Origin of the sequence: Dendronalium sp. ChiSLP03b (assembly GCF_034531165.2) — a bacterium.
Classification (GTDB): Bacteria; Cyanobacteriota; Cyanobacteriia; order Cyanobacteriales; family Nostocaceae; genus Dendronalium; species Dendronalium minutum.
Genome location: NZ_JAVRBR020000151.1, coordinates 47025 through 59434 on the forward strand (window position 1 = coordinate 47025; position 12410 = coordinate 59434).

The 12410-nt window shown below is 45.4% G+C and carries 19 protein-coding genes; 10 read left to right on the top strand and 9 right to left on the bottom strand.

All coding sequences use genetic code 11. The annotated features are described in order from the left end of the window. Positions 1-10: 10 nt before the first annotated feature. Entirely contained in the window at positions 11-247 is a 237-nt protein-coding gene (locus RMY31_RS35315) for a hypothetical protein (protein WP_409879457.1), read from the top strand. A 24-nt stretch (positions 248-271) separates the two neighbouring features. Here the strand turns inward: RMY31_RS35315 and RMY31_RS35320 are convergent, their stop codons facing one another. Beyond that, positions 272-712 carry a hypothetical protein gene (locus RMY31_RS35320; RefSeq protein WP_409879460.1) on the bottom strand — a complete coding sequence of 147 codons (441 nt, stop codon included), beginning with the start codon at positions 710-712 and terminating at the stop codon, positions 272-274. A 44-nt stretch (positions 713-756) separates the two neighbouring features. Next, positions 757-1371: a hypothetical protein gene (locus RMY31_RS35325; protein ID WP_409879463.1), complete on the bottom strand. Its 615-nt coding sequence runs from the start codon at positions 1369-1371 to the stop codon at positions 757-759. 248 nt (positions 1372-1619) lie between these two features. On the opposite strand from RMY31_RS35325, the gene RMY31_RS35330 reads away from it, so the two are divergent. Then, the gene (locus RMY31_RS35330; protein ID WP_409879466.1) at positions 1620-2210 is read left to right on the top strand and encodes a hypothetical protein; all 591 of its coding nucleotides are present in this window, start codon (positions 1620-1622) and stop codon (positions 2208-2210) included. A gap of 109 nt (positions 2211-2319) precedes the next feature. After that, positions 2320-2904 carry a hypothetical protein gene (locus RMY31_RS35335; protein WP_409879468.1) on the top strand — a complete coding sequence of 195 codons (585 nt, stop codon included), beginning with the start codon at positions 2320-2322 and terminating at the stop codon, positions 2902-2904. Here RMY31_RS35335 and RMY31_RS35340 read toward each other — a convergent pair. From RMY31_RS35340 to RMY31_RS35355, 4 genes are all read right to left on the bottom strand, one after another. Beyond that, entirely contained in the window at positions 2871-3620 is a 750-nt protein-coding gene (locus RMY31_RS35340) for a DUF3102 domain-containing protein (protein WP_409879471.1), read from the bottom strand. The genes RMY31_RS35335 and RMY31_RS35340 overlap by 34 nt on opposite strands. Further along, positions 3617-4267, bottom strand: coding sequence for a sigma-70 family RNA polymerase sigma factor (locus tag RMY31_RS35345; protein ID WP_409879474.1), 651 nt, complete (start codon positions 4265-4267; stop codon positions 3617-3619). Before RMY31_RS35345 ends, RMY31_RS35340 begins: the two co-directional genes overlap by 4 nt. A gap of 95 nt (positions 4268-4362) precedes the next feature. Further along, a complete protein-coding gene (locus RMY31_RS35350) occupies positions 4363-5874 on the bottom strand; it encodes a terminase large subunit domain-containing protein (protein ID WP_409879477.1) in 1512 nt (503 codons plus the stop codon). Then, the gene (locus tag RMY31_RS35355) at positions 5856-6332 is read right to left on the bottom strand and encodes a helix-turn-helix domain-containing protein (RefSeq protein WP_409879480.1); all 477 of its coding nucleotides are present in this window, start codon (positions 6330-6332) and stop codon (positions 5856-5858) included. Before RMY31_RS35355 ends, RMY31_RS35350 begins: the two co-directional genes overlap by 19 nt. A gap of 99 nt (positions 6333-6431) precedes the next feature. Between RMY31_RS35355 and RMY31_RS35360 the strand changes: the two genes are divergently transcribed. Genes RMY31_RS35360 through RMY31_RS35380 form a run of 5 tightly spaced genes read left to right on the top strand, consistent with a single transcriptional unit; the run spans position 6432 to position 9218 of the window. Then, positions 6432-7214: a hypothetical protein gene (locus tag RMY31_RS35360; RefSeq protein ID WP_409879483.1), complete on the top strand. Its 783-nt coding sequence runs from the start codon at positions 6432-6434 to the stop codon at positions 7212-7214. After that, complete coding sequence (locus RMY31_RS35365; RefSeq protein WP_409879486.1) at positions 7201-8223, top strand: DUF6464 family protein; 1023 nt, start codon at positions 7201-7203, stop codon at positions 8221-8223. The genes RMY31_RS35360 and RMY31_RS35365 overlap by 14 nt, the downstream gene beginning before the upstream one ends. Then, positions 8210-8593 (top strand): DUF6464 family protein, encoded by a 384-nt coding sequence (locus RMY31_RS35370; RefSeq protein WP_409879489.1) that lies wholly within the window; start codon positions 8210-8212, stop codon positions 8591-8593. Before RMY31_RS35365 ends, RMY31_RS35370 begins: the two co-directional genes overlap by 14 nt. Positions 8594-8596: 3 nt before the next feature. Continuing rightward, a complete protein-coding gene (locus RMY31_RS35375) occupies positions 8597-8806 on the top strand; it encodes a hypothetical protein (RefSeq protein WP_409879492.1) in 210 nt (69 codons plus the stop codon). Further along, positions 8793-9218, top strand: a complete 426-nt coding sequence (locus RMY31_RS35380) for a hypothetical protein (protein WP_409879495.1) — start codon at positions 8793-8795, stop codon at positions 9216-9218. The genes RMY31_RS35375 and RMY31_RS35380 overlap by 14 nt, the downstream gene beginning before the upstream one ends. On the opposite strand, the gene RMY31_RS35385 is transcribed toward RMY31_RS35380, so the two are convergent. From RMY31_RS35385 to RMY31_RS35395, 3 genes are all read right to left on the bottom strand, one after another. Next, positions 9196-9441 carry a hypothetical protein gene (locus tag RMY31_RS35385; protein WP_409879498.1) on the bottom strand — a complete coding sequence of 82 codons (246 nt, stop codon included), beginning with the start codon at positions 9439-9441 and terminating at the stop codon, positions 9196-9198. The two genes, RMY31_RS35380 and RMY31_RS35385, sit on opposite strands and share 23 nt — an antisense overlap. Continuing rightward, positions 9438-10343 carry a tyrosine-type recombinase/integrase gene (locus tag RMY31_RS35390; RefSeq protein WP_409879501.1) on the bottom strand — a complete coding sequence of 302 codons (906 nt, stop codon included), beginning with the start codon at positions 10341-10343 and terminating at the stop codon, positions 9438-9440. Before RMY31_RS35390 ends, RMY31_RS35385 begins: the two co-directional genes overlap by 4 nt. Before the next feature lie 98 nt (positions 10344-10441). After that, positions 10442-10738: an HU family DNA-binding protein gene (locus tag RMY31_RS35395; RefSeq protein WP_409879504.1), complete on the bottom strand. Its 297-nt coding sequence runs from the start codon at positions 10736-10738 to the stop codon at positions 10442-10444. A 90-nt stretch (positions 10739-10828) separates the two neighbouring features. Between RMY31_RS35395 and RMY31_RS35400 the strand changes: the two genes are divergently transcribed. Continuing rightward, positions 10829-11719: a hypothetical protein gene (locus RMY31_RS35400; protein ID WP_409879507.1), complete on the top strand. Its 891-nt coding sequence runs from the start codon at positions 10829-10831 to the stop codon at positions 11717-11719. 193 nt (positions 11720-11912) lie between these two features. After that, on the top strand, positions 11913-12392 hold the full coding sequence (locus tag RMY31_RS35405) for a hypothetical protein (RefSeq protein WP_409879510.1): 480 nt from the start codon (positions 11913-11915) through the stop codon (positions 12390-12392). Positions 12393-12410: the final 18 nt, after the last annotated feature.

The window sequence follows — 12410 nt, forward strand, 5'->3', positions numbered from 1 at the left end:
TGATATTACCATGAAAACATTAGAGCAAGAATGGCTCGAATATGCTTCAAGGGTCTTACCCAAAGGTTGTTCTCCTATACAAAAGCAAGAGACACGAAGGGCTTACTATGCAGGCATATGGACATTTATGCAGATGATTAAGGAACTTGGAGATGACGAGGTGAGCGAGGAGCAAGGAGCCGAAGAATTGGAGAAACTTGAGAATGAGTGCAAAGACTTTTTCTCTCAAGTTGGTATTAAATATTAAGCTCCAAGCATCTTGAAAAATTTTTCATGAGCAAACTGCGAACTCCCCATCTAACAACCATGCATCACCTATTTCTGGAACCCTGACCACTCCGCCACTGGTTTCAATCTCCCCGCTAGCTTCAACAAACCCCAGAGGGAATCGTACCAATCCATCCTCGACAGATGGCTGAATCAACACCAATCCTTCACCAACCCACACAACGGGGTTAACGGTAACGCCATCGCGGGACTTAGAAAGCTTATCTATGGGCGCGACCGCCACTACCCATCCCGGCAATTTACCAGCATCAGCTAAAGCAAAGAACGCATTAGCAGCAGCAGGAGAAATCCTTTCCCCTTCATCTTCAGCAGGCGTGAAGTAGAAAAAGTCACTGGGCTTTGCTGCTTCAGACTTTTTCGGATCGCGGTTGGAATTCACAAAGCAACTGGTAAGTGTGGCGATACCTAGTTCGGCAAGGTGCAACTCCTCGCGATGTAATTTAGCACCATAGTGTAGCGCCTGGAGGATTATCCAGGTTGGCTGGCTGCCAAAGCTTGCTTCGCTGAATCTTTCTTCTTGCGGCCAGTATCTTCGGCATCGCCAGTAGATTTCTCCCCAGTCGGGATCTCTTGGTTCTTCGGTGAGTTTCCCAAGTCTTCTTCAGTTATTTCTTCATCGGCAACCTCTTGCCATCCAGACTCTTCTTTACGTGCAAAATCAGCCACTTCTTGCACCAATATTGGATGAATTTGATTAAAATCTTGAGTATTTTCAAGCTCCCATTCAGGAACCAATCTCTTAATAATTGCTGTTGCCAAAACTGAATTTCTAGACTTTGAATTCTCTTCCATCAAGTCTTGGAAATTTACAAAATCTTCTAAATACTCTCCTAAAGATGCGGCGTTGCCTTGGGTCAGCGCGTAATAAATATCGGTTACTTTTCCACCAGACTTAGCCGCGATCGCATTCGCTAGCTTCACCGCAGCCATGCGGATATCCACAAGGTTAGCTGCTTTTATAAAAATGCGCTCGTTGGGGGTGAGGTCGCCGTATTTGGGTATTTCTAATTCACCAATTTCAGCATTGCCAACAGTAATTTTTTCAAATTCTTTAGGGGAAGTCTTAAAAGGAAGTTTCAGCATAATCAGTGATGGTTGTTTGACTATTCACTGATTACTGATTCCCCAATAAAAAGGCGGAACCAGACCGCCTGAGACAATGAAGATTTGTAATTGACACAAAAAATAGGTGCTTATAACACCTAGATTCCTATTCCTTTGAATGTTAAGAATTAACAATAAATTTGCAAGTTCCCTAGCGAATCAATACTAATCACATTTGCTTTTCACGTCAAGAGCGGGAATGTTAGCCAAAATTAGTATTTGAAATTATGACTAACTACGGCGCAAACATCCTCTCCTACATGCAGGAGCAAAAATTCAGAATTCGCGCCTTTAATATTGTTTACTTAGAAGGCGTAGACCCCGATACTTTTGCAGTTAATACCGATCGCCTCGACGAATGGAACGACGTGCGGATGGTAATTCGTGACAATGGCGAAATCTTGCATTGCGTCAGCGCCACCACAGAGCCAGGACGCTATTACACCGAAAATCCTCTCAATCCCAACGGTGCAGCGCGAATCGCCTTTGGTCAACACCTTGAAGCTTGGACGTTCGGCACCCACAAGGGACAAGATGCTCTTGTGCAATGTGGGGCGGTGAAGGTGCATCGGGACAAGAACAAGGACGGATTTAGAACAGGCGATCCGGTGGATGTGGCAGACTCATTTGGCTTGAACCAGCACACCACCTCTAACGCACCTGAACTGGTGGGAAGGTGGTCAGCCGGTTGTCTTGTGGGACGATACCCTGAGTCTCATACTAAATTCATGCAGCTATGCAGGGATGCGGGGATGAGGAGATTTGATACTACAGTGTTGGATGGATCGGGATTGCACAAGCTAGGTGTGCTAGGTTAACGCTTGAAAATTTTGATATCTCGTCAGCTTGTCACTTGCCCTGGCTAATATGTCCACTTGTCCACTGGACATATTAGAATTGTCCACTAGATAACTGGACAAATTGACAATGACTCTCACAAGTGAACTAATCAAAATATCCAGCCTGCAAGAGCGTTACAGACTTGACTCTAGGCAAGCAGTCTACGACCGTATCAATGGCTTACAAATACAACCAGTAGCCCGTGGGAAAATATCACAAGAGCAACTAGAACTATTAGACAGGCTAGATAAACACATTCGCTCTGGAGGCGCGATCGCTGATTTTCCCGTTCAACCAGAAGTCCAATTACCTGCATTGGACAAACTGGACAAGCTGGACAAAGTTGACAGACTGGACATCGAACCCGACCAAATGATGGCTATCAATGTCATGGCAGAGTTAATGGAAAAAATGATGTCATACACCTATACTCGTCAGACATCGCCGCTGTCAGGCTACGAAGAATTAGAAAAAGCAGTGCAGTTTGGGTGGGTTTTACCCACTTCCAAAATCAAAGAATTAATAGGAGCCAGTCCAAAGCTGCAACACGATGAGCAAGTGTGGCAACGCGGTTGTTTCACTTTTTCTAAACACGGTAAAATTGGCAGCGAGACGGGCTGGCGAGTTGAGAAAGAAACTTATAATGCTTCCGTTAAAACTGCTACTTCCTGAGAAATTAGCTTTGTTGCCATGCTTTGAATATCAGAAGGGAGATAATCTCTGCTAGTAAAAAGCACCTGAGAGAGTATCGCTCTTAGCTGCAATTCTGGGAGAAATTCAATCATAATTGCGATCGCTTCTCGTAATTTGTCTGAATTATCCTCCACTTCAACATCAATGATTTCAGCAACCTCCACCTTTAAAGGCTGGTTCTCTGCGACTAACTCATTTTTGAGAAAAGGAAACTCTCCTTTGGAAGTTTTGCAAACCAATATATCGCCGTGGTTTAGCTCCTTTACGACTTCTACAACTTCTCCATAACATGAATGTTTAGGCTGTGCTACTTTATACGTTTTTAGTGGTTCTGAGGAAGAAGCTTCTTGTTTGGGTTCGGCGGATACTATTGCCAAGGCAGTTCTAAGAGAGAGAATTGGCGCTTCAAATGTCCCACGCGTGAGACATTTATCTTCCCAAGATTGCATTATTTTCTGCCAATTTTTGGCGATACTCATCAATCTATGGGCGTGAGAGCGAGAGAATTTGCAGTTAGCTTCAATCCAAGGAATAAAAGCGCCATGAGGTAAATTTTGCTTAGCCTGAATTAATAAGTCGCCGCACTCTTTATCAAGCACAAGCGCTTGTTTTATGGCATTAATGCCAGTTTCATAAAATTCTTTTGAGCGGTCAAAAGTATCGTTAATATTAATAGCTATTTCTGATAGATTCATAATTCTTGTGATAATGAAACGCGTAATTTTGCTAGCCCAAGGTTTATATAAGCTCTGATTTTTTCTGGGCTTTGGTTTTGGCGCTTGGCGATTTCAGGGATACTTGAGTTGTTGAAAAACTTTTCAACAACTGCGACTCTGTGCCGATTTTTCAATTTGCTTAAACTATTGAATAGCAGTTGCTCGTCAATTTCGACCTCTTCTGGTGAAGTCGGCTCGTGAAGAAGTTCGTCAAGACTAATAGTTACATTGCTATCCAAAGTATCAATATCGCGCCATTTCTCCTCACTAATTCCAAGCCCCAAAGCAATTTGATCGGGCGCTACTTCTCTGCCTAAACTAGAAAGCGATCGCTGTAATCTTCTGACTTTGGCTTTAGTTTCCAAGGCAGTGCGCGGGAGTTTTACCGATTGCCACTGATCGCGTAAGTAATGCTGAATTTCACCTTGGATATAGGGAATGGCAAACGAGCTAAAAGCGTTGCCCGTACCGGGGTCAAAGCGATCGGCAGCCTTCAATAACCCGATGTAACCTAGCTGATATAAATCCTCATAAGGTTCGCGGCAAGTAGCAGACATCCGGTGAACTACTTTGTGGACTAATTTTTCATTTTTTTGGGCTAACTCATTCCGTGTAAGTGTTGACATAAATGTATCCAAATATATCAACAATGTATTGAGGAATAGCAGTAATCTGCTACAGAGGGGTTACGGAAAGTTAATGTTTTCTTTATAAAGACTTTTTAGCTCCATGTAGCAATATCTTCAGCCCAGACAGCAAATTCCACATTGCCAAATGCGTAGACAACACTATCACCACAGTCAGGACTGCGCCCGATTCGTTTTTGGATGTCCTCTTTGCTTTCAATTTGGATTTTGGAAGATGAGGTGATTTTCCACTTAGGGGCGGTTAGATCGGCTAGAAGTTCGGGGTCATCAGGCAGGGCAATATCATCGCCACTGGTAGGATCTAGAATTTCGCGTAAATGCCAGTACCACTCAGCCCGCTTATTAATAAACCCAAACTTGCCGCTTTTGTCCCTAGCGCTCGAACCCCCAGCGCCGTTGGCAGCGTGAGCGTTAAGTCCTCTTTCCACGCAAGTATCGTAAGGGCTGGAGCCAACACCACAAATATCTATGTGAACGTAAGCATCACCCACGATCGCTACTTGCACCAGAGAAGCGATCGCGCCCCCATTGGGTGTAGTCTTGCCTGCGTGTTTTTGCAGTTTGCCAATAAAATTGCCGTATCTTGGTGCAATTACGGTTTTAGCAGCACCGCCACGGGCTACATCTACACCCAAGCAGGTCATGGGAGTGGGGCGAGTCATAGAGATATGACGGTCTTTTTTCCACCTTTCCATCGCCGCCAATACCCACTCGGTTGGGATAACTTGCCACGGATCGTCCTCAACCCCAGCTGCAAAGTCGCCCTTGAGCATCTGGCTTCGCAATGGTTCGGGCAACGACTGAAGCACTGACTTGTAGCCAGTCTTCATATATATAGGGTTATCTTCAATCTTGGCAGGGATAAAAGTACGCGATCGCGGCTTAACTAGCTCGGTTTTGCCTTCTTTGTCTGTGTATTCAAATGGCTCACCCGACTCGACTTCAACATCCTCACCATCCAAAACAGCAAACCAACGCAATTCTCCAGGTGCTGCTGGATTAGGATGCTTGGGGTCAAGCCAAGGTGCCCAGTATTCAATCACCCAGCGCCCTTCGGCTGTCGTGGGTGGGTTGCCCGTGCAAATGACACGACATTTTTGATTGAGGTCATCAGTCCGCAACCATCCAGTTAGGAACTTGAATTGAGCTTTGCTAAAGTGAGTAATTTCGTCAATCGCCTTCAGGTCATGAGGGCGACCTTGGTACTTCTCTACGTCGTCTTCGTGCTGACAGGCCCCAAATTCCAAAGACCTACCATCAGGCAATCCGCTCCAGACTTTTTCGGTAGAGTTGTACTTAGCCTTGGTGCCTTTGAGGATTTTCCTGCATCTTTGCACCAATCCTTTTAGCTGAGGATATTCACGGCGAAAGATGATGGAATTTTGATGAGCAGTGAGTGCAAGTCCCAAGATTAAGTCAGACTTGCCACCGCCAGCAGCCCCACCATAGAAAAGCTCATCTGCTTCTGAGGTATAAGCCATTGTCTGCGGGCCAGGTAATGGCTTCCACGGGACAATGTTGTTAGCTGCAAGTGCAACTTGTTGAAGTGCTTCCTCCCACTCCTGCCTTACGCCCTTCTTTGCCACGCATTTTTCAACTCAGTCAAAAATTCTTCAGGCCCTACGTCCAATTCAATGGCGCGTTCGACCAAATCAGCCACAGTTTCAGGTTTTAGTTTCCTTTTGAGTTCAATCAACCTTGCGATCGCCCCTGCCATTCCCCCCTTGGATTTATCTTCAGATCCTGGCAATGAATCGTGAAGGTGAGCGATCGCAGCTTCTATAGCGTAAATGTCATCAATAGCCTCGCCGTCACGCCGTATAAAATCTAATCTGGGATTTTGGACTTTTGGCTTTGGCTGTAACTGAATGACATTGCTGTTTCTAGCATTTTGTCGGTGCGAATCCCAATTACCATCTTTTGCCCAGCGATCGATAGTACGGCGAGAGACATTAAGGGCAGCCGCTATTTCTTCGGGCGGCTCACCAGTAATATACTTGGCCTCGGCAAGCTTCATTTTGTCGCCGTCTTTCTTTCTGGACATTATTTAGACAATATAGAAAATATAGTTATTTGGACAAAACCAGAATTCCCTATCTGACAACGCTTTCAAGATTTTGTCTAATTTGTCTATTGATTTAAAATGAGCGAATTTCCACCACAACGCATTGAAGAAGCCCAAAAATTTTGCTGTTGCTCTCCATATCAAAACCGCCAAATTTGCATCTACGCAGGGGGAGGCAGCAGCAACCAACATGATATGTATTGGGCTTATGCGATCTATGACTGCAATGGCGATCGCCTTGCCTACGACCATCTACCAGACAAATGTCTAGATTTTGATGATGGCTTGATATTTTGTGAGGAGCTAATCAATAAATGGGACGCACCTATAACCTACGAGGATGTCAGGCTATGGCGCGACATCTGCGAGTATCTCAATCAATGGCGCAGTCCTATCCCTTCATCCTGGATAACGTATAGAATCTCAGGATGCAGTCATCTCGTGGGATATGACAGAACCTACAGACAAAAGTTGTGGGATAAATACAAGATCCAGCTAATCACTTATGAAAAATTTTCCAAGAAGCACCAAGGTTGGACGCTGAAGGGCAACTGGGAAGACAAAATCGACTTTTTAGAGCAAATCTATATTCTGGGACGCGATCCAGATAGCCTGCCTCGTCCTTGGCTCGACAAGTGGGAGAGGAAGCTGCAAGCAAAGAAATATCAGGAGTTGGCAGATGCCTTAATGTCTGTGGAGCGAAGACTAGACACTATTCATAGCTGCCTTCGGTGGACGCAAGCAGGGATAATTGACTACCTCACAGATAACCCAGATATGATGCAAAGCCAGCTAGAGTACTTGGGCTATCGTTGTAGGGAAGCTAGGGATTTATTGTCAAAACTATATGAATCTAATTGAGGGGTTTGCACAAGACAATTGGGAGCTAAGTCTTTGGTCAGACGCTCTTCACAAAGTCGGTACTTATACCGTCAGGAGCTTGGTTAAATTGGTGGCAGAATGTCTCGACCTGAATCTCAGCGTCCAAGCAAGATATTTTAGCGAACATCAGCATTGGGTAATCAGTTTTCGCTGGCCCAATGGGGATGGATGGACAGGATACGATCGCGAAATAGACTTACAACATCTCGAACGCGCTAGCAGATGCAAACTGCTTGACGAAATGGCCTCTGAAATCAGCGATCGCATCAAAAAACTTACCACCCCTGAAGAAAATCAAAGCTGGTTTATCGACATCCGCAGGGAGCGGATTCACGTCAGAGTTTATCAACGAACAAAAAGGATCTGGCTTAGGGCAAACACAGTCACGCACAACATGGAATTTGGTGGCAGAGAAAGCCTGGAAATTGAAGTGCAGACGCGATCGCAATATGTGGAGATGAGAGGCAGCAGTATAGAGATTGATGGAATGCTGCTGCAAGCCGAATTATTAGAAATGCTGACAATAGGCGACGATTGTCGTATCCGTTTTTCTGTCAAACCCCTTCAATGCCAGAGGATAGTACGCTCTCCAAACGAAGTTGATATCCGCTTTTACACTAGTCCAAGAACCGCGAGACTAGCATCTATAGAGCGAATTCGACAGATGCTTGAGACTGGACAGATAGAAATACCTAGAAGCGGATATTTTGATCGACTGATGGATTATCCCGAACGCCCAGAAAGGGCAAGAATAGAGATGCCGCGCTTGTGCCAAGAATTGCCAGCAGAGGGACACGTAATAATTGGCATGGATTTTGCAAGGACTGAAATTCACGCTGACGACGGACACGACTTACTAGAAGCCGCGTTCGGCCCTAACACCATAGGCGACACCACCTGCAAATATAATGCTCAATCAAGGTATTTGCGTTGCACTACTAACCCGTCCGGCCCGTGCGAGGAATGTACGCATTATGAAAAAATTTGACTTGTTTTCAGTACTAGCAGCGATCGCCATTACCGAAAACACCATCTTCATGATTGCTCAAGGTGGCTGGTGGATCGCTCTTGGGCTGATGTTTGGCGGTTTCTGGTTGTGGCTAGCAATTGAAGACTACAACAAGCACAAAAGGGCCAAGGCGCTGGATGCTATGAGTCGCCAGCAAGATGATTTGTCTGGGCTAGAGATTCTTGGGGTCAATTTAACAGCAGAGCAGCTTGCCGAAGCAATGAACAGAGTACACCCCCAAGCAATTGGCGATGTAACGTGCAAATTCAATGCGCGATCGCCATTCCTCCGATGTGCTATAAATCCGAGTGGAAACTGCCAAGGATGCAAGGATTGTCAGCAAATTTAATTTATGAACTATCAGCAATATCTAGAACTCAAAGGCGAACCGCCTATCAAGCTTGCCGATGGGAGATTTGGTTTACTCATTCGAGGCGATGAGCAAGAAGCCGGAATTCAAGTCCCTGGAGAGGAGCAAATTAGATGGATACCGCTAGCATCTATTGAGATTGTTGGCGATGGTGCGTTGATTGAAATGTCAAACACAAATGAGAGAATTTAACACATATCATCACAAAGAAGCATTCTGCCTGATGAAATATGCCGCCGAAGACGGCAGTGAAGTTGAGTGGATTTGGAACTCACGCGACGGCGTGACACCATTTTGCGTGAGCAACCGCGCTGGCGATAAAATGCTTCAGCATGTTAACTGGCATCTAGATCGCCGCATCTTGGACTATCAGCCAATGCCATGCGAACGTATATTTGTTGGTTTATCTCTAGAGAAAGCGAAGCAGAGGGCGCAGCGTCGGATAGAACATTTTTGGGACAGAGACGATTGCGCTCATATACGCGAAATGTATGGCACTAAGGAAAATGCAGTTGAAGGGTTAATCGATAGCTATAGAGTTGGTGAAGCTCCCGATTTGGTTGAGTTTGGAAGCTTAACGCCTACCGACGATAATTCAGTTTAGCTTCCTTGCAAATCGAAAACAGGCGCACAGCTTCATCCTCAGCAACCTTGACACCATAATTCGCTACTACCTCTAATCCTTGGTTGATGTCACCTTTGTAGGCGGCCCAGTCATCAACATTTCCGATTCGTGCTACATAAAGACTGTTGTCACGATATAAATAGAGCCTTGCTTTGGGCTGAAGGTCGGCGAAGGTTGCTCTTGAAGCTTCGATATAGTTCATAAACCGAGGTAGTTGCTGCTGGAATCTGTGGGGTTAGCGTGGAGGTAGCGATCAGTTGTGGCAATAGAACTATGTCCTAGGCTATCGCGCACTAGTGCTAGGGGAGCGCCTTTGGCTATGGCGTGTGTAGCGTGTGAATGTCGCAGAAAATGGCAACTCACCTTCGGATTTACGCCTGATGCCGCAGCTGCATTTTTAATTATCCGGTGCGCTACGGTTCTGTCAATAAAATCACCTTTGCTATTTTTAAAGACTGGCTCATCATCGCCACTGTTACCCCTCAACTCCTCTACCTCAATCCACACCATTGGAGGTACTAAAACCGTCCGCAATTTAGATCCCTTGCCCAGCACAGTTACCTGCATCTCTCCACTGTCTTGCTCATAAAAATCGCACCATTTAAGGCGACACGCTTCGCTCACCCGCATCCCAGTAGCATACATGAGCTTGAATAAAGCGCGATCGCGCCCTGGTTTTGTCCCTTTTTCAATTAGCCTCAGTACTTCGGCTTGCTTGAGTATCCGTCCAGCCAGAGAGCTATTAGCCTTGGGAATACGCAACGCCGCCGCCACATTGAAGCAAACATAATTTAGCTTGGCGGCAAAAGTAAACAGCGATTTGATGATGTTTAGCTTGGTGCGGATTGAGGAGTCTTTGATGCCACCGGCTTCTAGGTGCGTGGCATAGGACTGTAAATCTTCCAAGGCAACACCAGCTAGGGGTTTGCCCACAAAATTCAAAAAATAATCTGCATTGTGGCGATAAGCTCCTGTAGTCGTGTCAGTTCTACCGTGCAGCCACATATTAATCAGCGTTTGGTCGCTGGAGACACGGTGAGACAGCGCTGCGGGAGGGTTTCCCTCCGCAGGTGACTGCGAACCCGAAGGGGATAATTCAGACAAGATTTCGCTTCTAGCTACACCTTGGAATTCCCTTTAGATGAGGGTTTTGGGATTAGGCCACATTACCAGAATTATGTGGCCAACCTCAGATCCATAACCTAAGCTGCAAAAGAATCTTCTGAACCAGCAACTTTTTCCTTAAACAACTTGCCAGCGGAAAATCCAGGCACTCTGGTAGCTGGAATCTCCATCTTTTCACTAGTTTTCGGGTTACGTCCTTCACGGGCTGCCCTGTCGCGCCGCTCAAAACTCCCAAACCCCACCAGAGTGATTTTCTCTCCGTTGGATACCGTCTCAATAATCGCTTCCAATGTAGCTGTTAAAACTGCATCTGCTTGTTTTTTGGTAACACCAGCCTTGTCGGCGATCGCATCTACCAATTCACCCTTGTTCATAAAAGCACCATCAAACACTACTAAATAGGAAATCTAGCACCGACACCTCTTTGCAGGAAAGGGGGGAAAGGAAGAAATATCAAGGGTTTTATGAAAATCGACAATGCAGAAGCTCTCGCAATCTTGTTAGGCAATGAGCCAGAAGCAATCAATGTATTGAGCTGGACTATACCTTATGTATCAGTGGAAGATGGGCGCTCAAAGCTCACCTTGAGATGTTCGGGGCTTCGTGCCATGAGCAATCTGTTAAAGCTCTCCGACCTTTTGTCTAACAAATTGGGCAGGTTTTTGGGCTTTGAAATATGCTTAGAATGTATCGAGAAAGCGATAGGAGAAGTCCATATGGTTGCCGTTGCAGAAGAAAGAGCGATCGCTCCAAATAACAGCACTCTAGAAACAAAATTCCTAAGTCTAGAAACACTCTCCCGTGCCACAAATAAGTCACTGCCAGAAGTGAAAGCATTACTCGGCAAAGCCAGAGAGGTAATTCACCCAACCGAGGACGGGCGAGAAATGATTACCGAGTCTGCTTTTGATGCTGTAGTTTTGCAGTGGGCTAAATCTTTCAAGGAAGAACCGCCAGCACAAACACCAAGCAACGTCCAAGCGGACGCGACTGAAGAAGCGAAAGCCAAGCGCAAAGCTTCCCCCAAAGTTTTAACTTCTGAGCTAACCGCCGACGACATCATCACGGTTAAATCAGGTGCAAACGCTGGCACTCCTAGCTTGACTAGCAAGAGTATCCAGCAAGTTCTTGAAAACTTTTTCAACAAGGTCAAACTTGAAGACACTACCAAAGTTGATGCTGTCTCAGCATTTATCGAAGGTACAAGCGAATTTGGTCAGGCGCTACGCAAGAAAATTTTGGGAGCTTATAAGAAATTTTCCAAAGGTGGCAATCCGACTGAAATTCAAGAAAGGCTGATTGATGGCGCTAAAACCTATCTGGAAAGCATGGCAGCAACAGCAGCCCAAGAGTAATATATAGATGCAACGGCAAAGCAGCGCATTGACGAGCGCATGGCAGCCACAAAACAGGAAACTGAGGCGTGGACTTGGGGACGAAGAACAATAAGCCCTTGCAGGTTTGACTCCTGCCTTTGCCCTTGAAAGGAATGACAGCAGATTTGAGGATTGCTAGACTCTTTTGGTGAGACGAAGCTGGGGTTTTACAATGCTCAAATTTACTGCCGAACTACAAAATGGTGGGAACCTGTACGGATTTGGACTAACAGAAACTAACCTTAATAGATTGCAGTTCAACGATGAACCCATATTTTTCGATTTCGGATATGCAGGTTATCCCAAATTATTCGGATTAATCTTATATTTTGGTGAGTTTGAAACACCAGAGCAAATTGCCGCAAATATTGATGCGGTAAAGCAACGGTGCATTCCTTTTATTAATCAAAAGTATGGGGTCACAGGGCAAACGTTGAGGGTGTTTCCTCTTGCCAAAAACGTCATGGATAAACTAAGAAATACTCCGCTTTGGGCTTTTGATACTCAAATTGAGATCGCTAATCCCAACGATAAACAATTAATTTTTGCTGGCAGAACTGAACAAGAGCTTGAAGAGTTTTTTGTGCAAAGCGGATTCGCAAAACCTCAGACAAAGCGAACATACAAGGGCTTTAGAAAGCGCGATCTGTGAAATACGAATATAATCTAC